This is a genomic window from Acinetobacter sp. SFD (assembly GCF_001647575.1).
GTDB classification, from domain to species: Bacteria; Pseudomonadota; Gammaproteobacteria; order Pseudomonadales; family Moraxellaceae; genus Acinetobacter; species Acinetobacter pecorum.
Window position 1 is genome coordinate 148,939 of record NZ_LSZJ01000012.1, and the last position, 23,151, is coordinate 172,089.

The 23,151-nt window shown below is 42.6% G+C and carries 25 protein-coding genes and 1 tRNA gene; 16 read left to right on the top strand and 10 right to left on the bottom strand.

Features of this window, described 5'->3' with window-relative positions; all coding sequences use genetic code 11:
• Positions 1 to 4 precede the first annotated feature (4 nt).
• Positions 5 to 514 (top strand): hypothetical protein, encoded by a 510-nt coding sequence (locus AY605_RS08330; protein ID WP_064095952.1) that lies wholly within the window; start codon positions 5 to 7, stop codon positions 512 to 514.
• 52 nt (positions 515 to 566) lie between these two features.
• Here AY605_RS08330 and AY605_RS08335 read toward each other — a convergent pair whose 3' ends face one another.
• The 3 genes from AY605_RS08335 to metK form a co-directional block, all read right to left on the bottom strand.
• Positions 567 to 1,778: a YeeE/YedE family protein gene (locus tag AY605_RS08335; protein ID WP_064095953.1), complete on the bottom strand. Its 1,212-nt coding sequence runs from the start codon at positions 1,776 to 1,778 to the stop codon at positions 567 to 569.
• A gap of 275 nt (positions 1,779 to 2,053) precedes the next feature.
• A complete protein-coding gene (locus tag AY605_RS08340; RefSeq protein WP_064095954.1) occupies positions 2,054 to 2,398 on the bottom strand; it encodes a hypothetical protein in 345 nt (114 codons plus the stop codon).
• A gap of 228 nt (positions 2,399 to 2,626) precedes the next feature.
• Positions 2,627 to 3,793, bottom strand: a complete 1,167-nt coding sequence (metK, locus tag AY605_RS08345) for a methionine adenosyltransferase (protein WP_005246700.1) — start codon at positions 3,791 to 3,793, stop codon at positions 2,627 to 2,629.
• A 469-nt stretch (positions 3,794 to 4,262) separates the two neighbouring features.
• On the opposite strand from metK, the gene AY605_RS08350 reads away from it, so the two are divergent.
• The 5 genes from AY605_RS08350 (at position 4,263) to AY605_RS08370 (ending at position 8,780) form a co-directional block, all read left to right on the top strand.
• Complete coding sequence (locus tag AY605_RS08350; RefSeq protein WP_064095955.1) at positions 4,263 to 4,646, top strand: prepilin-type N-terminal cleavage/methylation domain-containing protein; 384 nt, start codon at positions 4,263 to 4,265, stop codon at positions 4,644 to 4,646.
• A gap of 444 nt (positions 4,647 to 5,090) precedes the next feature.
• Entirely contained in the window at positions 5,091 to 7,079 is a 1,989-nt protein-coding gene (gene tkt, locus AY605_RS08355) for a transketolase (RefSeq protein ID WP_064095956.1), read from the top strand.
• Between the two features lie 134 nt (positions 7,080 to 7,213).
• On the top strand, positions 7,214 to 7,429 hold the full coding sequence (locus AY605_RS08360; protein WP_064095957.1) for a hypothetical protein: 216 nt from the start codon (positions 7,214 to 7,216) through the stop codon (positions 7,427 to 7,429).
• Positions 7,430 to 7,604: 175 nt separating this feature from the next.
• Positions 7,605 to 8,060 carry a GNAT family N-acetyltransferase gene (locus tag AY605_RS08365; RefSeq protein WP_064095958.1) on the top strand — a complete coding sequence of 152 codons (456 nt, stop codon included), beginning with the start codon at positions 7,605 to 7,607 and terminating at the stop codon, positions 8,058 to 8,060.
• Positions 8,061 to 8,189: 129 nt separating this feature from the next.
• Entirely contained in the window at positions 8,190 to 8,780 is a 591-nt protein-coding gene (locus AY605_RS08370; protein ID WP_064095959.1) for a YceI family protein, read from the top strand.
• A 59-nt stretch (positions 8,781 to 8,839) separates the two neighbouring features.
• On the opposite strand, the gene AY605_RS08375 is transcribed toward AY605_RS08370, so the two are convergent.
• Together AY605_RS08375 and AY605_RS08380 are read right to left on the bottom strand one after the other, a co-directional pair.
• The gene (locus tag AY605_RS08375) at positions 8,840 to 9,472 is read right to left on the bottom strand and encodes a LysE family transporter (protein WP_064096168.1); all 633 of its coding nucleotides are present in this window, start codon (positions 9,470 to 9,472) and stop codon (positions 8,840 to 8,842) included.
• Positions 9,473 to 9,519: 47 nt separating this feature from the next.
• Entirely contained in the window at positions 9,520 to 10,239 is a 720-nt protein-coding gene (locus AY605_RS08380) for a glutamine amidotransferase (RefSeq protein ID WP_064095960.1), read from the bottom strand.
• Positions 10,240 to 10,479: 240 nt separating this feature from the next.
• Here AY605_RS08380 and yfcF point away from each other — a divergent pair, with 240 nt between their 5' ends.
• Both yfcF and AY605_RS08390 read left to right on the top strand, forming a co-directional pair.
• Positions 10,480 to 11,121, top strand: a complete 642-nt coding sequence (gene yfcF / locus AY605_RS08385; protein ID WP_064095961.1) for a glutathione transferase — start codon at positions 10,480 to 10,482, stop codon at positions 11,119 to 11,121.
• Positions 11,122 to 11,252: 131 nt separating this feature from the next.
• Positions 11,253 to 12,194, top strand: a complete 942-nt coding sequence (locus AY605_RS08390; protein ID WP_064095962.1) for a cation diffusion facilitator family transporter — start codon at positions 11,253 to 11,255, stop codon at positions 12,192 to 12,194.
• Positions 12,195 to 12,225: 31 nt separating this feature from the next.
• On the opposite strand, the gene AY605_RS08395 is transcribed toward AY605_RS08390, so the two are convergent.
• From AY605_RS08395 to cysS, 4 genes are all read right to left on the bottom strand, one after another.
• A complete protein-coding gene (locus tag AY605_RS08395) occupies positions 12,226 to 13,203 on the bottom strand; it encodes a fatty acid desaturase family protein (protein WP_064095963.1) in 978 nt (325 codons plus the stop codon).
• 93 nt (positions 13,204 to 13,296) lie between these two features.
• On the bottom strand, positions 13,297 to 14,085 hold the full coding sequence (locus AY605_RS08400) for a hypothetical protein (RefSeq protein WP_064095964.1): 789 nt from the start codon (positions 14,083 to 14,085) through the stop codon (positions 13,297 to 13,299).
• A 190-nt stretch (positions 14,086 to 14,275) separates the two neighbouring features.
• Positions 14,276 to 14,351 (bottom strand) — tRNA-Gly (locus tag AY605_RS08405).
• A 62-nt stretch (positions 14,352 to 14,413) separates the two neighbouring features.
• Positions 14,414 to 15,835, bottom strand: a complete 1,422-nt coding sequence (gene cysS, locus AY605_RS08410) for a cysteine--tRNA ligase (protein WP_064095965.1) — start codon at positions 15,833 to 15,835, stop codon at positions 14,414 to 14,416.
• 432 nt (positions 15,836 to 16,267) lie between these two features.
• Between cysS and AY605_RS08415 the strand changes: the two genes are divergently transcribed.
• The 8 genes from AY605_RS08415 (at position 16,268) to AY605_RS08450 (ending at position 22,240) form a co-directional block, all read left to right on the top strand.
• Positions 16,268 to 17,311, top strand: coding sequence for a KpsF/GutQ family sugar-phosphate isomerase (locus tag AY605_RS08415; protein ID WP_228138649.1), 1,044 nt, complete (start codon positions 16,268 to 16,270; stop codon positions 17,309 to 17,311).
• A gap of 3 nt (positions 17,312 to 17,314) precedes the next feature.
• On the top strand, positions 17,315 to 17,854 hold the full coding sequence (locus tag AY605_RS08420) for a KdsC family phosphatase (RefSeq protein WP_064095966.1): 540 nt from the start codon (positions 17,315 to 17,317) through the stop codon (positions 17,852 to 17,854).
• A 33-nt stretch (positions 17,855 to 17,887) separates the two neighbouring features.
• Positions 17,888 to 18,436, top strand: a complete 549-nt coding sequence (gene lptC, locus AY605_RS08425) for an LPS export ABC transporter periplasmic protein LptC (protein WP_064095967.1) — start codon at positions 17,888 to 17,890, stop codon at positions 18,434 to 18,436.
• Positions 18,420 to 18,986, top strand: a complete 567-nt coding sequence (lptA, locus tag AY605_RS08430; RefSeq protein WP_064095968.1) for a lipopolysaccharide transport periplasmic protein LptA — start codon at positions 18,420 to 18,422, stop codon at positions 18,984 to 18,986. Before lptC ends, lptA begins: the two co-directional genes overlap by 17 nt.
• Entirely contained in the window at positions 18,986 to 19,729 is a 744-nt protein-coding gene (gene lptB / locus AY605_RS08435; RefSeq protein WP_064095969.1) for an LPS export ABC transporter ATP-binding protein, read from the top strand. The genes lptA and lptB overlap by 1 nt, the downstream gene beginning before the upstream one ends.
• A gap of 268 nt (positions 19,730 to 19,997) precedes the next feature.
• A complete protein-coding gene (locus AY605_RS08440) occupies positions 19,998 to 20,597 on the top strand; it encodes an IMPACT family protein (protein WP_064095970.1) in 600 nt (199 codons plus the stop codon).
• Positions 20,590 to 21,207 carry an acyltransferase gene (locus AY605_RS08445; RefSeq protein WP_064095971.1) on the top strand — a complete coding sequence of 206 codons (618 nt, stop codon included), beginning with the start codon at positions 20,590 to 20,592 and terminating at the stop codon, positions 21,205 to 21,207. The genes AY605_RS08440 and AY605_RS08445 overlap by 8 nt, the downstream gene beginning before the upstream one ends.
• A 190-nt stretch (positions 21,208 to 21,397) precedes the next feature.
• Complete coding sequence (locus tag AY605_RS08450; protein ID WP_064095972.1) at positions 21,398 to 22,240, top strand: universal stress protein; 843 nt, start codon at positions 21,398 to 21,400, stop codon at positions 22,238 to 22,240.
• Between the two features lie 168 nt (positions 22,241 to 22,408).
• Here AY605_RS08450 and AY605_RS08455 read toward each other — a convergent pair whose 3' ends face one another.
• Entirely contained in the window at positions 22,409 to 23,074 is a 666-nt protein-coding gene (locus AY605_RS08455) for an O-methyltransferase (RefSeq protein ID WP_064095973.1), read from the bottom strand.
• Positions 23,075 to 23,151: the final 77 nt, after the last annotated feature.

Genomic DNA, 23,151 nt, shown 5'->3' on the forward strand with positions numbered 1-23,151 from the left:
AAACATGAAGGTATGGCTAACGTCATTAGCGCTGCTCACTGGATTAACTGCATGTTCGGAACAACCACAAAAACCGGTCGTAGATCCAGTCAAATATCAGGTTCAGACTGCACAGGAACTGCAGCAACGTTTTGATGCCCTCAATGTCCAGTTAGCCCAGGACTTTCAGAAATTTAAGAAAGTCGAAAGTATTGCTTTCGCACACCAGTTTCCTTTAGATGTCAATAATCTGCAAAGCTTGAACCAGCATCTCGTTAGCAGTACCGCATTAAAACCCAGTAAAATCGCCTATTGCGATATGATGAATAGTTATTTTGCCGATATGTACCGCTTGGGACATTACAATCTGGAACTGGTTAATGACATCCGGTTGCCCAATGCCAAGAATGAAAATTTAAAAGCCAATTTCTCCGACGCCGATCATTTTTATACCTTTATTCTGGACCGTTATACGACTTATCGTCAGGTTCAGCAGACCATGGGTTATGGCTGTAATTTAAAAGCTGCGCTGTAAATCCTGAAGACAAAAAAAGCCCATCATCAAGATGGGCTTTTGATTTTAAGCATTAACAACCGGTCAGTTTTTCAGGCTGCGGTTTTTCATCCGGGAAGAAGATTGGACGAAGTTTTACCCCAATGCCATTGCCGATAAAGGCAAACACCAGCCACAACCAGCCATGCAGACTACCAGACGCAATCCCACTGAAATATGCGCCAATATTACAGCCATAAGCTAATCGTGCGCCGTAGCCCAGCATTATGCCACCTACAACAGCGGCAATCAGTGAATGTTTTGGAATATTGAAATTCGGCGCAAATTTACCTGCCAGACTTGCTGCCAGCAAAGCACCCAGCATGATACCGAAGTTCATCATGGAGGTAATGTCATACCAGAGTGAGTTGGCCAGCGCTTTTGCATTACCCGCCTGTTGCCAATAATCCCAGGATGCAACGTCTATACCTACAAGACTTGCACCTTTGGCACCCCACACAGCCAGTGCAGAGGTCACGCCCCAAGGACGACCTGCTAATGCCAGAGTCGCAAAGTTGAGTAAGGTCAGGATAATACCACCCCAAATCAGAGGCCATGGACCACGGATAAAGCGCTTCCAGCCTTGGTGTTTACTACTGGGCTCAATTTCGAGACTACCGTGACGTTTCTTTTCGAAATAAACTGTTGCTGCAGCAATAATGGCAAAAATGATAAAGCTCAACAGTAATCCAGGGATCACCCCTAAACTTTCTACTAGAGAAATCGGTTCAAGATGCGGAAGGGCAAACCACCAGTCAAGATGCGAGGTCGCAATCACTGACCCGATACAGAAAAACAAGAGCGTCACCAGCATGCGTGCGCTACCACCACCTACGGTATACAGGGTACCGGATGCACAGCCGCCACCAAGTTGCATGCCGATACCGAAAATAAAGGCACCAATCATGACTGACATGGAAACGGGGTTAACATTGCCTTTAACTGGGTTACCAAATAACTCACCCGCACCTAAGGCGGGGAAGAACAGCAAGACGGCCAGAGCGAGCATAATCATCTGCGCGCGTAAACCACGACCGCGACGTTCCTTGATAAACACACGCCAGCTTGAGGTAAAACCAAAAGATGCATGGTACAGGGTCATGCCCAGTGCACCACCAATCAAGAATAACAGGGCTTGATTTAAGCCAACGATTTGATAGGCACCGATTGTACCTATGATAAGCAAGATAAAAGCTGCCCAAACCGAAATATTCGACCTTTGGGAAGCAGCAACAATGACTGACATGGGAGTGAAAATCTTAAAAATAATAAATAAAGGCTGGTATTCTACTGAATTTCAGCTTTAATGCAGCTTGTTTTAGGGCATTAATCATTATTAAGTCATTCTAATTGTTGATAAGATTTATCAGCTTATCTGATCTTATTGGGCGGTTTAGATAAAGTGCAGATTTTATCTGGTAATAAAACCACTTTAAATTTATAGATATTAATAACCAGAACTATCATTGATAAAAAAGCCTGCAATTTGCAGGCTTTTCAATATCAGACTGAATCCTAAAATTAGTTCTCAGCTTTTTCACGTACATCTTGAGCGCCTTCTTCAACTGCTGCAGCGGTAGAGGCAGTTGCTTTTCGAGCTGCTTCAGCAGTGGCATCCGCGGCACGGGAAGCTGCAGCAGCTGCATCATCAGCAGCTTTGGCAGTCTCTTCTGCTGCTTTATCTAGGGCCTGTTCACTTTTAACTTCAGCTTCACGTGTATCATTTTTGATATCATGACCGGCTTGATCTGCGGCATTTTCTAGATGTTCACCTGTAGTAGCACCTGTTTCGGGTGCCTTTTCTTTATTACAGCCTACCAAGGCAACAGTTGTAACTAAACCTAAAGCAATAAGTAGTTTTTTCATCGGGTAATATCCTTTTGTTGTTGTAGAGCTGGAATTTAATCTATCAACTATTTATTTGAATTTATGCTAGAAAATAGATCAAAAATTGTTTGTCAAATGTAACTTTTATAAATTTGAGAGAGGTCAGGAGCTACTTGAGGTTTTGTTAATAAGTAAGTCGAAGTTTCATTGAATCGATATTCAAGCATAAAAAAAGCCCGCATAAAGCGGACTTTTCTCAGAAATAAATTACAAGCCGGCAGAAGCTTTAAGCGCTTCCACTTTGTCTGTTTTTTCCCACGTAAAGGCTGTATCCGAACCTTCACGACCAAAGTGACCATAGGCAGCAGTTTGCTTGTACATAGGCTGGATCAGGTCAAGCATACGGGTAATACCATATGGGCGTAGGTCGAAGTGTTCACGCACCAATGCAATAATCAATTCTTCAGATACTTTTGCAGTATTGAAAGTATTGATTGAAATTGAAGTTGGCTCGGCAACACCGATCGCATATGACACCTGAATTTCACACTTGTCAGCCAGACCAGCAGCCACGATGTTTTTCGCAACATAACGACCTGCATAAGCAGCAGAGCGGTCAACTTTAGATGGGTCTTTACCGGAGAAAGCACCACCACCATGACGCGCCATACCGCCGTAGGTGTCTACGATAATTTTACGGCCAGTCAAACCACAGTCACCCACAGGACCACCGATCACGAACATACCGGTCGGGTTGATATGGAATTTGGTGTCGGCATGGAACATGTCAGCAGGAATGATTTTTTTCACGATTTCTTCAATCACAGCTTCTTTCAGGTTCGCTTGAGTGATTTCAGGATCATGTTGAGTCGAAAGGACTACGGCATCTAAACGTACTGGCACACCATTTTCATAAGCAAAAGTGACCTGACTTTTGGCATCCGGGCGTAACCATGGCAACGTACCGTCACGACGTAATTCAGCCTGTTTTTCCATAAGACGATGTGCATATGAAATCGGGGCAGGCATCAGTACATCAGTTTCACGGCTTGCATAACCGAACATCAGTCCTTGGTCACCGGCACCCTGATCTTCAGGTTTTTGGCGGTCGACACCCTGAGCAATTTCAGGTGACTGTTTGCCAATCATGTTGATTACAGCACAGGTTGAGCCATCAAAACCCAGATCAGAATGGTGATAACCAATTCCGTTCACGGTATGACGTACAATTGCCTCAAAATCAACATTTGCCGTAGTGGTGATTTCACCGGCAAGTACAACCGCACCTGTTTTTACAAGCGTTTCACAAGCAACCCGTGCATATGGGTCTTCTTTTAAGATTGCATCCAAAATAGCGTCACTGATTTGGTCAGCCATTTTATCTGGATGGCCTTCGCTTACAGATTCCGAAGTAAATACAGCGTACTCGCGCATAGTCCTATCACAGTTAATTTTAAAGACCCGATATGTTACATCGAGTTGCGCTCTAGGACTAGCTTAACGCAACAAAATTGGACGAAATTGTTTCAAAATATTGTGTTTTTAATTGATTAATAGAATTAAAAAAATTGATATGCCTATTAAATCAGCAGTATTCGTGAGAGAACATACATTAATAATATTTAACACCCCAAACTGACAAAAAATTAAATTATTAGATTTCAAATTAAATTTAAAAAAATAAACGTGCAAAGAATATAAAGCTAAAAATTCAAACCTTATTTTAAGCAAGTGATCATTACATCAATAAAGCAAAGCAAGCTGGTATGCCGTGCGACTAGCTGTCTTGTTGGTGTCCGGGTATATCTTCATATTAGCCTCAGTCTTCAATATTTGTCGCTTAGGAATAGCTACATCTTTTTGTATGGACTTTTGGAGCAAGACTATACGGAGATCAGAGATTATGTATCAAAAGGCATTTACCCTGATTGAGGGGCTGATTGTAACGATAATTGTTGCGATTTTAGCCACGATGGCTTTTATGAGTTATCAAGGCTATATCGTACGTTCTCAATTGGCTGATGTGTTTCAGCAGGCTGGGGTATATCGAAGCCATTTTATTGCCTCGGATCAACAGTGTGATGCCGGACGGCAGATTGGTGGCGGTAGCCAATATATCGAAAAAGTGATCATTAACGCTGCCTGCCGGATCGAATTTAAGATGCGGCAACAAGGTGTAGATGCCGCGATTCGCGGGAAATCAATTGCCTTTGATGTTTATAGTGGGAAATGTTATTCAACCAATATTCAGCAGCGCTATTTGCCGAACGATTGTCAGGGTCAATAATCAAAGTCTAGAAATATTAAAATTTAACCTAAGCTAATTAGATTTTTATATGGATTTATAAATATTTTATAATTAAAAATAAGTAAAAATTACATGATATAAGGCTCAATCGAATCTATTAATTTTCTTTAGAGAGATTGATTTAAGAAGTTTGAAATAGAGGCAAAACCAACATAAATTCAATCCTGTTTGAAAGCTTAAAATTCAACGTCAGAAAATGAAGTCAATGTCGAGATGCAGGAAAATTCAACCTGCAAACCAGTCAAGTCAATCAAAGCTGAAGAAGAAATGTGGAATAATTGTACGATAAGGCAAGAGACACTCAATAAACTGATAAATATTGTTGGTTAGTCTTTACCCCTCGCTGTTTTTTTAAGACAATAGGCAGCAGTTTTGAAAGTCTTTTCATCATTTCCTATTTCTGAATATTTTGGACTCTGATTTATGACAACCCCGCTTAATGAACGTCGTATTGCAAACGCAATTCGTGTATTGGCAATGGATGCTGTGCAAAAAGCAAACTCAGGACATCCAGGTGCTCCAATGGGGATGGCAGATATCGCTGATGTGGTTTGGCGTGAATTCATGAACCATAACCCGACCAACCCGAATTGGGCAAACCGTGACCGTTTTGTATTATCAAATGGCCATGGCTCTATGCTTCAATATGCGCTTCTTCATTTAACGGGCTACGATCTTTCAATTGAAGATCTAAAAGCATTCCGTCAACTTCATTCTAAAACACCTGGTCACCCGGAGTTGGGTTATGCGCCAGGGATTGAAACGACAACTGGTCCTTTAGGTCAAGGTATCGCGAATGCCGTTGGTTTTGCACTGGCTGAAAAAACTTTAGCTGCACAATTTAACAAAGATGACCTTCAGGTTGTAGATCACTTCACTTACTGCTTCCTGGGCGATGGCTGTTTAATGGAAGGTGTTTCTCACGAAGCATGTTCTTTGGCAGGTACATTGGGTCTGGGCAAGCTGATTGCTTACTACGATGACAATGGCATCTCGATTGATGGCGAAGTGGAAGGCTGGTTCTCTGACGATACAGAACAACGCTTCCTGGCATACGGCTGGCAAGTCATTAGAGTTGATGGTCACGATGCTGATGCTTTACGTGCTGCAACTTTAGCAGCCAAAGCTGAAACTGCCCGACCAACGATCATCATCTGTAAAACAGTAATTGGTCTGGGTTCACCAAATAAACAAGGTAAAGAAGACAGTCACGGTGCACCACTCGGTCATGACGAAATCGTCCTGACCCGTGAAGCTTTGGGCTGGACTGATGAAGCATTTGTAATTCCTGAAGATGTGTATGCAGCTTGGGATGCGAAAGCTAAAGGTGCTGAAGCAGAAGCGGCCTGGAACGAAACATTTGCTGCCTATGCTGCAAAATATCCGGCAGAAGCTGCTGAGCTTAAACGTCGTTTATCGGGTGAATTGCCGGCTGACTTCGCGGAAAAAGCGGATGCCTACATTGCAGAAGTGAATGCCAAAGCTGAAACAATTGCGACGCGTAAAGCCAGCCAAAATGCATTGCAAGCACTTGTTCCATTATTGCCAGAAGTTCTAGGTGGTTCTGCTGATCTTGCAGGTTCTAACCTGACCCTTTGGAAAGGTGCGCAAGGCGTGCAGGATAATCCTGCGGGTAACTATGTACACTACGGTGTACGTGAATTCGGTATGACTGCAATTGCCAATGGCGTGGCGCTACATGGCGGTTTTATCCCTTATGTCGCTACATTCCTGATGTTTATGGAGTATGCACGTAATGCAGTACGTATGTCTGCATTAATGAAACAGCGCGTGATTCATGTTTATACGCATGACTCAATTGGTCTGGGTGAAGATGGCCCAACGCATCAACCTGTTGAGCAGATCGCATCGCTTCGTACTACGCCAAACCTGAATACATGGCGTCCATGTGACACGGTTGAAGCAGCAATTTCCTGGAAATCTGCACTCATGCGTGCTGATGGTCCGACAGCATTAATCTTCTCTCGTCAGAACTTGCCATTCCAGACCCGTACTCAAGCACAAATCGAGAACGTGGCAAAAGGTGGTTATGTACTGGCTGAAGAAAAAGGCGAATTAAAAGCAATTATTATTGCAACTGGTTCAGAAGTATCTCTGGCAATGGACGCTTATGCACAGCTTGAAGGCGTGCGTGTGGTATCTATGCCATGTGCCGAAGAATTCATGAAGCAAGATGCAGCTTATCGTGAAGCGGTTCTTCCATCAAACATTCGTGCACGTGTTGCGGTTGAAGCTGCACATGTAGATTACTGGTGGAAATTTGTGGGTCTTGATGGTCGCGTCATCGGTATGACCACTTATGGCGAATCTGCACCTGCAAAAGATCTGTTCCAGTTCTTCGGTATTACTACTGAAGCAGTGGTAGCAGCTGTAAAAGAGATTACTGCATAATCAACTGATTAGGTGGTTTTTTAAAAGGCGCTCCAGTTATGGGGCGTCTTTTGTTTTTTCGCTTTTTAGCGTTGTTTTCATGTGGCAACCGTTAGAAAGTTCTTCCATAGTCGAAATGAAAGAGTGAGATGAACATGAGCTTGTATGAACAAATTAACGATGAAATTACTTTAATGGATGCAGGCGAACTCAAGTGGATCGGACAGGAGTTACCTCTTGACGCGATGGTTGCAGTTGATTTAATGCTGCAAGAATTAGCCGAAGAAAAGGTCATTAAAGTGCGTCGTAAAAATCATGAAAAGACGACTGGCCTAAAACAGGTTGATCGTATTCTGGTTGAAAAACTTTAAACATAAAGCGTGAAAAGTCCCTGATTGGGGCTTTTTTTATGCCGGATGATTTTCATCTGATGGGTTGCTTATGAACACGAGATGAGATAAAGCTAGGTTTAGGCCGCTATAATAATTCAGCGACCACTATCGAAACGACTTAAATTAAAGAAATAAGCCAAAGAAGCGGTTAAACATGAATATACAGCCCCAGATCCAGATCAAAGCTCTAGAGCAAATATCACAGTCGGAATGGCTATTTTTATGGCAAGACTATCAACGCTTTTATCAGGCGCAAATTTCGGATGAGGTGAGTGAAAATACCTGGGATAAATTAACCAATTATGAATTAGATTCAATGTACGGTTTTGCTGCAATGATGGATGGAAAGGTTGTGGGAATTGTACATGTCATTGAGCATAACAGTAGCTGGACAATAAGACCGTATGCCTATTTGCAGGATTTATTTGTCCATCCAGATTATCGTGGCCGGGGCGTGGCGCGTAAGTTGATTGAACATATCTATCAGGTCGCGCAGCAGCGTAATTGCGACCGGGTGTACTGGCTGACTCAGGAATCAAACCATCAGGCACAAGCGTTATATAACAAAGTCGCCAAGAAAACCGGATTCATCCAATACCGTATGGATTGACCATCAAAAGTTAGAAAAATAACTTACAAATTTATCGTTTCATAGCTGCAACAAAACGTTTTATCTTTAGGGCTGCAAACGTTGCCAGTTTCTATACACTTGATGACATCCAAAACGAGAGATAAAAACATGAATTTCAAAACATTAGCATTAGGCTTGGCGGTTGCGTCCGTGGCAACTGTTTCTATGGCTAAACCAGTGGCTTATACCATTGACCCAACCCATACAGCCACCGTATTTAGCTGGGATCATTTTGGTTTTTCTACACCATCAGGTAACTTCTCAAATATTCAGGGTACCATTAATGTTGATGAGCAAAAACCTGCGAACTCTTCTGTGAATGTGACAATTCCACTGTCGAGTATCAATACTAACGTGAAAGCTTTGGATGAGCATTTAGTGGCGGCAGACTGGTTTGATGCAGCGAAATACCCAAACATCACTTTTAAAAGTACCAAAGTTGAAACTCAGGACAAAAAGAAATTTAAAATTACTGGTGATTTGACCATTAAAGGCGTTACTAAGCCGGTTGTATTGGATGCCGTCTTGAACAAGAAAGGCCCACATCCAATGACCAAAGCAGAAACAGTCGGTTTTAATGCCACTACATCATTCAACCGTTCTGCATTTGGTATTGCAAACTATGTACCTAATGTAGGTGATAAAATTACCGTACAGATTACCACTGAAGCAAGTGTGCCAACAGCCAAAGCGAAATAAGCACAACTTGATTAAAAAAGCACCTATATTCAGGTGCTTTTTTAATTGAATCAACAAGTTTAATTCCGGTTAAAAATAAGTAAACAGCCAAAACTGATAAAAATTCCACCGGTGATCCCGTCAATCCATTTGGCAAATTTTTGATAATAGGTATTCATCTTGCGCATTGAAAAAATAACAGCAACAACTGCAAACCAGAGCAGGCTTTCTATAAATACCAAGAATAACAAGGAAGATTGCTCTGATAAGCTTGCATTGGAACTGATGGCCAGAGAAAAGACACTGCTAAAGTAAATCAGGGCTTTAGGGTTGGCCATATTAGTCAAAAACCCCTGAAGCAATAATTTAAAATATGATGCTTGTGCTACCGGGACAGATTCATGTTTTGGTTCAATTAAGGATAGTGGTTTTTTTAAACTTGACTTTAACATCAGGTAGCCTAAATAAAGTAGATATATGCCACCCAAGATCATTAACACCTGCTGCAACCAGGCCACTTTCTGAAACAGGAAATGTAAACCACTGAGCGCACAGATTGACCAGAGCAGAATACTCAACGAAATCCCGATAGCTGCAAAGAGCGCATGTTTTCTGGACTGTCTTATCGCACTTTGTGTTACAAAGAAAAAGTCTGGTCCCGGGCTGATCAGGGCGAAAAAATGAATAACAGCGATACCGAATAATGCGCTCATAAAATTTTTAATATCAAGAATTGGAGTCAAGTTTAAAATGCGCTGAATCAAGATGCCATATTTAATTGAGCCAGATATTGTTCCAAGACAGTTTTTGAAGTCATTTCCAGCAAAGGTGCAAATTGAAGATTGGCTGCGCGAAGTGTAGGTATAGCAATATTAGCCTGTCGTAATTCACCAGTATGGCCAATCAGCCATTTTTCCAGACTGTCACTGGCTATTTCGGGATGAAATTGCAGGGCCAGAATATGATTACCCACACGGAAAGCCTGATGCGGATAAAGTTTAGAGCTGGCCAGTAATTCAGCCTGTGCAGGTAAATCAAAAGTATCACCGTGCCAATGCAGGACTTGAATATCTTCCAGAGCTTGCAGCGGATTATTTTCAACAGAAGCAAGGTTGAGTTTAGACCAGCCGATTTCTTTGGTATGCCCGGAATAGACTTTGCCACCCAACGCAGCAGCAATTAATTGAGCCCCTAAACAGATACCTAAAGTCGGTAGATTTCTCTCTAAACGAACTTTAAGTAAGTTTATTTCCTCTTGTAGGAACGGGTAGTCTTGAGTTTCATAGACTCCAATAGGGCCTCCAAGAATGACTACTAAGCCAGGATGCTCAAAAGCTTTGTTAAGAACATCAATGCCGGCTTCAAAATAGCGGACGCGTAAGCCGAGCTGATAAAAAACATCTTCCCAAGCGCCTAAGTCTTCAAAAGCCAGATGTTGAATGGCATATACAGTATCGGGGAGGTGGGCTAAGTTCAGCATAGTTTTTTGATATCAAGAGAATGATTTAATTTAACGTGAATCAAAAGCAAAATAAAAGGCTTTATCTACCGATCCTGTGCAAAATAGAAAATAATGGGTATCGGTGCACTATCAGCAAGTAAGTAAAAATTTTCGTGTGATCGCTACATCAAGCATTTCATTTTTTCTTTTGTATAAGAAAGGGAGTAGAGTAAGGCTGCCGTACTGAATAAAAACAATAAGGTCATCAGGAACAAGGATATGCAAAATATACGTTTATATGTCGATAAAAATAGAATCAGCCCTTATGCTATGTCGGTCTATGTTGCCTTAAAAGAAAAGGGTTTAGATTTTCAGGAAATCGTGATTGATTTAGATCAGCAGCAACAGAAATCTGCGGCTTATCAAGCCATTTGTCCAAGTGCTAAAGTTCCGTGTTTAACGCTAGATCATTTTAGTCTGTTTGAATCATGGGCAATCACTGAATACTTGGAGGATGTCTTTCCAGCAACTAATTATCCAACTTTATATCCTAAGGAAATTCAAGCCAGAGCCAAATGTCGCGCCCTACAAGCCTTGGTCAAAACCGATTTTATGCAAATCCGTCAGCAGATGCCTTCTGATTCGGTATTTCATCCAGCAAAAATATCTACACCTCTTACAGCTCCGATAACTGAAGAAATTCAGCGCTTGGTGAATGTGGCAGAACATATGCTGGAGGACATATGGTTGACTGAACACTGGTCAATTGCAGACTTCGATTTGGCCTTTATGTTGCATCGTTTGTTGAGCCATCAGGTGAATCTTCCTGTGAAAATAATAGGATATGTCGAGCGTAATTTTAAGCGTGCTTCGGTACAGGCGTGGCTGGCAGAACATGAAAAAGCCAAAACTTTAATTTAATGCCGACTGATAAAACAGTTCATAAAAAACCTACTTAAATAGATAAAATTCAAGCGTAATATGAATCAGAACAAGACTTGAATGATGCTGAGGATGCATGTCCTCGTTGAATAAGAAGGAAGGAGTAGCCGGTGGGGAATTCACATCATCATGAGCATAGTCATGTCAACGTGACTGCAGACAATGCCAGAAAATTATCGATAGCGCTGGGATTAACCACGACTTTTTTAATTGTGGAAGTAATTGCCGGTTTTCTGACCCAAAGTCTGGCTTTGCTCTCTGATGCTGCACATATGTTTACCGATGCTGCCGCACTGGCTATTGCACTGGTGGCTATCAAGATCGGACAAAAACCGGCAGACAATAAACGGACTTTTGGTTATCAACGTTTTGAAATTCTGGCTGCCCTGTTTAACGCCTTGATGTTGTTTGTGGTTGCGATTTATATCTTGTTTGAAGCTTATCAGCGTTTGAGTCATCCACCAGAAATCCAGAGCCTTGGCATGATGATTGTTGCTGTTTTGGGGCTGATCATTAACCTGATTTCCATGAAAATTCTGGTGTCCAGCAGTCAGGAAAGTCTCAATGTCAAAGGTGCATATCTGGAAGTGCTGAGTGATGCACTGGGATCTGTAGGCGTGATTATTGGAGCGTTAGTGATTTATTTCACCGGCTGGATGTGGATTGATACACTCATTGCAGTATTAATCGGATTTTGGGTATTGCCAAGAACCTGGGTTTTGCTGAAACAGAGCATCAATATTCTGCTTGAAGGTGTGCCGGAGGAAATTGATATTGAAAAATTACGTCACGATCTTTTGGCGCTTGACGGGGTCGAGGATATTCATCAGCTCAAGGTCTGGGCGATTACTTCCAAAAAAGTCATGCTGACCGTGCATCTGGTTGCGCCGAATGTGGATTATCAGAAACTGCGTCATCAGGCCTTTGAGATGCTCCACCATGAGCATCATATTACCGAGATGACCTTGCAGATCGAAGCGGAAGATTGTCCGCCGGAACATCGGGGACAATCCTCACATCAGCATTCACATGCCGAAAGCCATCAGCATTGAAATTGACTAATCTAAGCATCAGGAAAATTGATTATTTTTTTAAAAGTGAGCGAATCACATCCAGATAACTTGGTGGGGCATCGACATAATGACGCTCCCTTAACATCTGGTGCATTCTCGCCAGCTTTTGATGCGGAACAGAGGCCATTAAATGATGTTCAATATGATAGTTCACATGAATCGGGGCAACCAAAGCACGTGCCAACCAACCTGCACGAGTAGTTCGGGTATTGCTCAGGGCAGAATGACTGGTTTCTAATCCGGCATGTTCAGCCATGGCGCGGATGCGGATGAACAAAGGAAATGGAGTGATATAGGCGAGAGGCCATAATAAATACAGTTTAGGATGGCCGCTGGCCCACAGTGCATAAAAAATTGCTGCATTTGAGATGAACATACCGGAACTATTCTTAAACAGATTCTTTGCTAACTCTAAATTGCTGCGATCACCACGCGGAATTGGCTTGGGGTCATTGGAAACACTCCATTCCAGTAATTCAAGATCCATTAATACTCGACCTGCAAGGAACTTAAGTCCAGATTGCCCATTCAGGTCACGGAAGAATTTCCTGAATAGTGAGCTTTGAGTAATGGGGAAATTTTTTACCAACCCCAAGTCAGGATCATCTGGCTGCGAGGTTTTAGCATGATGTTTCAGATGATAAGGACGATACTTGCTGACATCATTCCAGATCGGGCGTGCACAGAGCCAGTCGGTCAAATGAGTGTTCAACCATTTGGTTTTGAACAGGCTATGATGTGAGGCATCATGCATCAAAATAGCCATCGCAAGCTGGCGTCCCGCAAGAATGGCCAATGCCAGCGCGCACATCAGGACTTTCCCCCACGTAGGTAAATATTCCCAGCTATAGGCGACCGTGCCAAAGGTCATGACAATTACGGTCCATGTCGAACCTACTGCCCAGACACCGTGCAAGTCTGAGGTCGTGGTGAGTTCTTTAATTTCATCACGACTAAAAAGTTCTGTGACACTGACCTTGCTGTTCATTCTTCTGCCTATATTTAGTTCTTATTGCTATATTCAATATATTTGGATGAAATATTACAGTCAATTTATTTTTGTGTATAAAAAAGAAATAATTTAGAGCCCTTGGTCTTTAAAATAGTGTTGCCATAAAAGTTGTCCCTGTTTTTCTATTTTGCGGACTGCGAGCTCAAATTGTTGTCGAGCCTCGGTATCTATCCATTCTGCAGGAAGCAAAGGGTCAGCACGTAAACTAAATAGGGCAGACTTACCTAGATAAAAGGCACTTTTTGCAGCCTCTGCTAAATTCAGATTTTGGTAATTCTCAAACCAGGCGTTGATATCATGCTGTACTACATGATAGGTCTGATGTAGCGCTTCGATATCCCATAAATCACGAACTTCAGTTTCACTTTCCAGCTGACTGACTTGGAAAAAACGTGCATCAGCATCTAATCCAAACCGGATTACAGCTGTTTTTAATGTGCTTAGACTCAGTGTTAAATTATCGGGACGAATAAAAACATTTTGTTCCAATTCCTGAAAACCATAATAACGCAGCGCTTTTTCCCTTCTAGATAATGCCGTACGATCTACGCGCCCTAAAGTACCCGTATAGACCAGTACATATTTTCCATTCCATGTGGTCGCAGTTTGTATATAGGGTTGTTTGTTTAAACTGATAAAAGAAGTATCGAACTTTTTCTCTAGCAACTGATATACACCGCGCTCTATAGATTGAATGACATTTTCCTGATTTAATCGGGCCACAGCGACGCGTATGCCATTTTCAGATATGCCTAATAATTCAGCAGCCGTTAATATCCGCCTAATAGAGAGAGCTGAGTCTTTCGAAGCGTAGAGAAGGTCTAAAACAAGATGACGTGCATTCAGTTTATAAGTCATGAAACGATATCGTAATTAAAAGAATTGAAAGTTTTGAAGTTTATTTACAATAGCACTTTGTGGTGAATTACCCAAAAAATGTCGGGGTGAAAGTAGCTAAGACGTGATTTTTAGAGATACTTTTTATCAATCAAAATTTTTAGAATTTAATAAAAAAACCCTTATCTTTCGATAAGGGTTTTTCGTATTCTGGAGCGGGAAAGGAGACTCGAACTCCCGACCCCAACCTTGGCAAGGTTATGCTCTACCAACTGAGCTATTCCCGCAATGAGGTGAATTATAGAGAATTCCACAGCAGTGTCAACTCTCTATAAATCTGTTTGATTAATTAATCAGCACGGCGCCAAACCGTACCTTGACGGGTATCCTCAAGAACAACACCTTGATCAAGTAAAGATTGACGAATCTCATCCGCACGGGCGAATTCTTTGGCTTTCTTGGCATCCTGACGCTGTTGAATCAAATCTTCAATTTGTTCAGGTGATAGTCCCAATGCTTCCTGACCAATGTCAGATTTGAGGAACTCATCTACATCTTGCTGTACCAGACCGAGAATATTGGTCAGGTGACGTAAAGTTGCATAATAAATCGCTGCCTGTTCCGCATTTTCTTCTTTCACAGCACGATTCAGTTCTTTATTGATTTCGAACAATACCGCAATCGCTTCAGGCGTATTGAAATCATCACGCATAGCGGTATTAAAACGTTCAACAAAAGCCTCATCCAGAGTTTCAACCAGATGATCACCATAAACCGCCTGATAGGTTTTAAACGAGTGATAGAAACGAGATAAGGTATTTTTTGCTTCTTTTAAAGCAACATCCGAGTAATTCACCGGGCTACGATAATGGGAAGAGACAATGAAATAACGCACCACTTCCGGATGGAATTTTTCAATCACGTCGCGAATAGTGAAGAAATTGCCTAAAGACTTCGACATTTTCTCGCCATCGACATTAATAAATCCGGCATGCATCCAGTAATTGACATACTGTTCGCCAGTAGAAGCTTCAGATTGTGCAATTTCATTTTCATGGTGCGGGAAGGTCAGATCAGCACCGCCGCCATGAATATCGAAATGATTGCCCAGGCAGCAGGTCGACATTGCCGAACATTCAATATGCCAGCCCGGACGGCCATTACCCCAAGGAGATGCCCATGACGGTTCATTTTCCTTGGCATGTTTCCACAGTACAAAGTCAAATGGATGTTTCTTTTCGACTTCAACATCGACACGTTCAGACGCACCCGCTTGCATATCTTCCAGTTTACGGCCAGAAAGACGACCATATTTGGCAAACTTCTCGACCTCAAAGTAGACATCACCATTATTGGATGGATAAGCCGTACCTTTGTCGACCAGGTTGCTGATCATATCCTGCATCTGATCGATGTAATCTGTTGCTTTAGGTGCTACATCAGGTGCAAGGCAGCCAAGTTTGGCAAAATCTTCATTCATCGCATCAATAAAGCGACTGGTCAACGCCGAGATACTTTCACCATTTTCATTGGCACGTTTAATAATCTTGTCATCAATGTCGGTGATGTTGCGCACATATTTGACCTTCCAGCCTTGGCTACGCAAGAAACGGATAATGTAGTCAAATGCAACCACTGTACGTGCGTGTCCTATATGACAATAATCATAGACCGTCATTCCACAGACATACAGGTCAATCTGACCTTCAACACGAGGTACGAATTCTACTTTTTTGCGTTGCTCTGAGTTATATAGAACAAATGGTTGCATAGCTGTTCAAAGGACTTCAAATAAAAGGATGATTCATCTTAACCCAAGCATAATTATTCATAAAGATAAAAGCGTAAAAAGCCTCAGTTATTTAGCCTAGTTAGGTAGCAATAATGATTGAGAAAGAAAAAATTTCTGGACTGAAATGACAATAATGAATTGGTCTTTTCTGGGGCAGTGTTTGCGAGGGGAATTAAGGAGTATTGGAATGAGGACGTTCTTTTATGAATATGATTCATTAAGGCAAGTGTGAAGATATTCCGATAAAAAATAAAAACAAGCACATTCTACAGTTTCAAAAATGGAGCAAATGTAGAGGTGGAGATACCTGATTGCGCAAGTCAAATACAATCGAAATATATTAAAAATACGTCGAATCTTATACATTTAGAAATCTTGCAATTGCATAGCTATGCTAAAATTGCGAAAATTATGCCCATCAAACCAGAGTTTTTCTCTGTCCTTAGCGTAGGTAAACAGGCTTTGAATCCACAAAAAACAGCGAATCAGCTAGATTTCCAAAAAGTCGCACTTGAAACACTGCGCATCGAAGAAAATGCATTACAGATTTTAGCAACACAGATTGATGACCGTTTTAGCCGCGCATGTGAAATTATTCTACAGTGTACCGGCCGTCTGGTGATTACCGGAATGGGCAAGTCGGGTCATATTGGCCGTAAAATGGCGGCGACCTTTGCTTCGACCGGAACGCCATCGTTCTTTATGCATCCTGGTGAAGCAGGTCATGGTGACTTAGGAATGCTGGTGGCAGGTGACGTGCTGATTGCAATTTCAAACTCAGGCAAGAGTGATGAGATCATGATGCTGATGCCCCTGATCAAGCATCTGCAAATCCCCCTGATTACCATCAGTGGTGATGACCAAGGTCCCATGCCACAAAATGCCGATGTAGCTTTGACGCTCGGTAATATTCAGGAAGCGTGTCCACTCGGTCTGGCGCCAACTTCTAGTACTACAGCCACACTGGCTTTGGGTGATGCTCTGGCGGTAGCTTTGCTGGATGCTCGTGGCTTTACTTCAGATGACTTTGCACGTTCGCATCCTGCGGGTGCGTTGGGTAAGCGTCTGTTGTTGCATGTAAAACATCTGATGCGTACTGGAGCCGATTTGCCAAAAGTCTCGCCAGATACGCCGATGAACCAGGTTTTATACGAGATTTCAAATAAACGTCTAGGTTTGACCACCATTGTTGATCAAAATGACCTCCTGCTCGGTATTTTTACAGACGGGGACTTACGCCGCTTAATCGATAAACAGCAAGGCTTTGATGTCAACCTGGCAGTGCAAGACGTAATGATCAAGAATCCGTTGACTATTTCTCAGGAAGAACGTGCAGTAATCGCGCTGGAGCGTATGAATGAGCATAAAATTAATCAATTTGTAGTTGTTGATGATGCCAATAAAGTCATTGGCGTGATCAGTATGCATGACCTGATTCAGGCTGGGGTAAATTAATAGATGGCATCTTATGTATTGTTAGAGCAGGCACGTCATATCGCAGCACTGGTGCTTGATGTCGATGGTATTTTAAGTGACGGTTTTGTTACCCTGACTAATTCGGGTGACGAGATTAAATCCTTTGATATTCGTGATGGTCTGGGCATGAAACTGGTTCAGCAGGCGGGAATCAAGGTGATTATTATCACCGGTCGTCAAAGTCGTATTGTTGAAAAACGTATGTCGGATCTGGGTGTTGATCTGGTCTATCAGGGCCGTGAAGATAAAGGCACAGCTCTTCGTGAAGCATGTGCACAGCTTAACATTGATCCTGAAGATTGCCTGTACATGGGTGATGACTGGCCTGATCTGTCTGCTTTTGCCATTGCCGGCATGAAAGTGACAGTGCCTAATGGTCATGTCGAAGTTCGCCGTCGTGCCGATCTGGTCACTCAAGCCTACGGTGGTCGTGGGGCGGTTCGTGAAATCTGTGACATGCTGTTAATGTCCAAAGGCATGTACCAAGAGTTACTTGAAAAATATATTCGTGCACCTTATTAATAAGTCCTATCTTTTGGATTAAGTACACCGCTTATGGATACTAAAGTTTTATACATTACGGCTGTGATTATTGCCGCAATAAGTGGTGGTTATTACTATTACAGCGGCAAGGGTAACAAGCTGCAGGCAGATTCTGCGCGCAGCATGACTTACTCCGCTCAAAATATTAACTTAACCCAGACAGATGAATCAGGCCAGGTGTCGGTTCGTGCCCAAGTGGATCGACTTGAGCAGAATCTGCAGCTAGAAACTTCAAAGCTGGAAAATCTGCGAGCATCGACTTATGACAATGGTAAAATCGATGCCACTTTCTTTGCCAAAATGGCGCAGGGTTATGATGACAATACAAAAGTTGTACTCTCTCAAGAAGTGCTCGCCACCAAAATCATGCAAAATGGGGAAATGCAGTTCCGTACTGAAGAACTGACCGCTTTTCCGAAAACACGCGAAATTGAAACAGACAAGACAGTGATTGTGGAATCTCCACAGGCTGAATTTGTCAGCCAGGGTCTTAAAGCCAATCTTAATGATGGTCAATACGAATTCTTTAATATTCGAGGAAAGTATGAACCAAACTCCTAAAGCCAAAATGATGCACACTTTCCTGAAGCGTATAACGCTGGCGACTGTGGTTGGACTCGGTTCAATCACTGCTTTTGCGCTGCCATCTGACCGTAACCAGCCAATTACCTTGCTGGCTGACCGCGCGACTTTTAATGAGCGGACTGGTGTAACGACTTATTCTGGTAATGTCATTATTGAACAGGGCACCATGAAGCTGCAAGCCAATTCGATTGTGGCCAATCTGAACAGTAAACGCCAGATCAGCCTCATTACGGCGACAGGCAGTCCGGCACAGTTTCAGCAAAAAGTTGATCCGGACAAAGGTCTGGCGAAAGGTCAGGCACAAAAAATTGTCTATAATGCCGAAACAGGCATTATTACCTTGTCCGGGAATGCTTTCCTGCAACAGGATGGTGCCAGTATTCGCGGTACAACTTTAAAGTACAGCATGAACAAAGGCGATATCGAAGCCACAGGAACTCCAAACAAAACCGGTTCTTCGTCAGGCCGTGTACAAATCGTGATTCCACCGTCTACTTCAAAATCCTTCCCGGGAGCGCGTGATTAATGGAACAATCGCAGCAGGTTCAGACCTTAACCATTAAGCATCTGGCGAAAAATTATAATAAGCGCTGGGTAGTCAAAGATGTATCGTTCAGTATGCAAAGTGGCCAGATTGTGGGACTGCTGGGCCCAAACGGGGCCGGTAAAACCACCAGTTTTTATATGGTTGTTGGTCTGGTACGGATGGATAAGGGCGAAATTTATCTGGATGATCTGGATCTTTCCGACCTGGCCATGCATGAGCGGGCACGTAAAGGGATTGGCTATTTGCCGCAGGAAGCTTCAATCTTCCGGAAGCTGACGATTTCAGAAAATATCATGGCGATTCTGGAAACCCGTAAAGAGCTGACCAAGGCCCAACGTCAGCAACGTCTGGCAGAGCTACTGGCGGACTTTAAAATTACCCATATTAAAGATTCCTTGGGAATGAGTGTGTCCGGCGGTGAGCGACGTCGTGCTGAAATTGCACGTGCCTTGGCTGCTGATCCTAAATTTATGCTACTCGATGAGCCTTTTGCCGGTGTCGATCCGATTTCGGTTGGAGATATTAAGGATATTATTACCAACTTGAAAGATCGGGGTATTGGCGTGCTGATTACCGATCACAATGTCCGTGAAACACTGGCGATTTGTGAACATGCTTATATTGTCAGTGAAGGTGCAGTGATTGCTGAAGGTACACCGGAAGAAATTCTGGCGAATGAGACCGTGAGAAAAGTTTATCTGGGTGATGATTTCACTGTTTAAATGTCTCTTACTTTATAAAAAACCTGCATCAGATTTCAATTGTCAGATGCAGGTTTTTTAATTAGCGGCAAAGAACCATTGCATTCAATGTCCTTGCCGAAGAAGAAAAATGAGTAAAAAACAGGCAAGAATGCAAGTTTCCCGGATCTGATGATTTTTAAAGCCTTTCAAAACAATCGAGTAAAATCAAGCCTCTCCTTGGAGAGGCTTTTTATTTGTCTGTACAAAGCGGGTATACTGTAACAGTAAGAGTTTAAAGCCTGAAGTTATGCCATTTACCATTGCCAGCCTAGTCAGTTTTGAGGAAGATATCAAAAAAAGCCGCTTTCAGGCCTTTGCTACCCCTGTTGAAAATGAGCAGGAGGTGAAAGATTTTCTGGAGGCTTGTCGTGATCCAAGCACCACACATCAATGCTGGGCCTGGAAAATTGGTCATCAGGTACGCTTTAATGATGACGGTGAACCTTCAGGTACTGCAGGACGTCCGATACTGGCGACCATTGAGGGTAATGAACTGACCAATGTGCTGGTACTGGTCAATCGCTGGTATGGCGGAATCAAGCTGGGAACAGGAGGCTTGGTGCGAGCCTATGGGGGTTGCGCTGGACAATGCTTGCTATTAGCAGAAAAAATTGAACTGATTGAAAAGAAAAAGGTGCAATTTTCCTGTCAATTTAATGAGTGGGCCATATTCCAGTATGAATTGAATCAGCAGCAAATCGATTATCAGGAAGAATATACAGCCGAAGGTGTGCAGGTTAGCGCCTTATTTCAATTACATCAAATTCAACCCTTTGCCCTGAAAGTTCAGGATGTGACGCGTGGCCGGGAACAGTTAAAAATTATTGAAGAAGCGACAGATGACTGACGTAGATCCATTACTGAAATATCGTGAGCAGCATAAACATCGTCTGAACTATATGCCTTGGCTGTACTGGTCCTTAAAGCCCAAAAATCGCGGTTGGGCAGAAGCATGGCAAAAGGAATATCAGGCTTATCTGATGGAGATGGAAACCATCGAGATTGGTGAAAACTGTTTTATTTCACCACTGGCACATATCTTTGCCGAACCGGGGCGCAAAATCATCATCGGTGATAATACCTTTATTGCCGCAGATTGCACCTTGCATGGTCCACTGGACATTGGGAATGAAGTGGCGATTAATCATCACTGTATTCTGGATGGCGGTCGGGTAGGGATTAAACTGCATGATCAGGTACGTATCGCTGCTTATTGTCATCTTTATGCCTTTGATCACGGGATGGATCCCGAGCAGCCAATTTATCAGCAACCGGTGCGCTCACAAGGCATCGAGATCGGCCGGGATGTGTGGCTAGGTGCACACGTGGGTATCAAGGACGGAATTAAAATCGCAGATCAGGCTGTGGTGGGAATGAACAGTATGGTGACCAAGGATGTTGAAGCGCGTGCAATTGTCGCCGGAAATCCGGCTAGATTGATTCGTTATCGTGAATAAGTTTTTTGAAGTCAACGGTTTGAAATAAAAGTTGAAACGAGTAGAAAAATAGGTTTAGCGATCTATATTTATTCACATAAAAGTTAACATATTTCAATTCAAGCCTTACAGATTTTGCTGCACATTTTTGAATGCTTATGCTAAGTTAAAAATAACTAAGAAATTTTTATCATAACTAGAGAGGCTAAACATGAAACGTGTCATTGCCTGCATTGACTCATCCCCATGTATAAACGCGCTGGCAGACGCAGCTGCATGGATTGCCAAACAGACTGGCCGTGAACTGGTCTTGTTACAGGTTCTGGATTATTACCCTGCCAGTTATCATTTAGGGGAAATCAGTGGAGTGATTGGCTTTGAAAGTAACGCCATGTTACTGAAAGAGCTGGCTGAACTTGAACAAAAACAAAGTGAAATCGCGCTGGATTATAGCAATAATCTGCTGCAGCACATTTCTGAACGGATTCTGGCAGAACATGGTATTCACACCACACACATTCAGGAAAAGGGCGATTTTCTGGAACAAAGCTTCCAGATTCTGCAGCCTGATGATATTGCGGTGATAGGCTTGCTCGGCGAACGTTCAGCTGAAAAAAACAAACCAATTGGCACCAATGTCGAAAACTTTATTCGTGGGGCTAACTGTACCGTCATGACAGTCGGAGAACAGTTTAAGCCACCGACACGCTTTATTTTTGCCTATGAATATTCACCCACTTGCATCAAGATGATGAAACGGATTGCGGAAAGCGATTTGCTGCGCTTATTACAATGTCATCTGTTATATGTCGGTGATCATGCTGAAATTCTGAATGAACCTTTGCAATATTTAACTCAGGCTGGCTTAGAGGTGGTACCACAATATCGCTATGGTGATGTTGCAGAAAATATTTTGTCCTATCAGCAGGAACAGGGGATTCAACTAATTGTTCTTGGCGCATTCAGTCACAGTAAAATCCACCAGTTCTTCTTAGGAAGTATTGCAACCACGATTTTCCGTAATTCCAAAGTTCCTTTGCTGGTTGCCAAGTGAGAATTGCAAAAGATTGCCAGGTGCGTAGTCTAAGCGTAAATTGTTACAGCTTGATTTAAAAATGACCAGAGTTATCCTCATATATTGTGGATAACTCTGTGGTTAATTTTTATAAGTATATATTATTTATAAGAAATATTGTATTGGGTGATTTTTGCTCTTCTGCTTTTATTTAACAATCGCGAGTGCGAAACCATCATGTCCTTTGCTACCAACCGTCTGTAAAGCAGTGCAGGACAAGATACGTGGATGATTTTGCAGGGCTTTAAACATATCGCGAATCCCTTCAATACTTGGCTTTTTATTATCCGGATTAATGATCTCGCCAGCACGAATCACATTGTCCAGAAAAATAAGCGTACCTGAATGTGACAGATTTAAACTGAGTTCCAGATATTCCGGATAACTCTGTTTATCTGCATCAATGAAGATAAAATCAAAAGCTTCAGTGTCTTCAGGCAGGGCTTTAAGCACGTCTGCTGCACGGCCACATTTAAGTTCAACGGTCTGTTTGAGCTGGGCACGGTCAATATTTTCCTGACCCATTGCCGCATGGGTGTCACGTCCTTCAATGGTCAGGATATAACCGTCATCCGGCAAGGCACGCGCCAGCCACATGGTGCTATATGCTGCAAATGTTCCAAGCTCAAGAACGCGTTTACACTGGTTCATCTGGATCAGCATCTGCAACAACATGCCTTGATTCGGTGCTACAGCCAGATGATCAGGAAAACCGTGCGCGGCAGTATTTTCCAGGGTTTGATTCAGAATAGGGTCTTCAGGAATTAAATGTGAATCAATATAGTGATCAATGTCTGTCCACATTTGTTGCATAGTCTTGGCACCTTGATTGTGATGCCTGCATTTTAAACTTTTCGCGGCAGAGCGCAATTTATTGTTCTGTAGGTGCT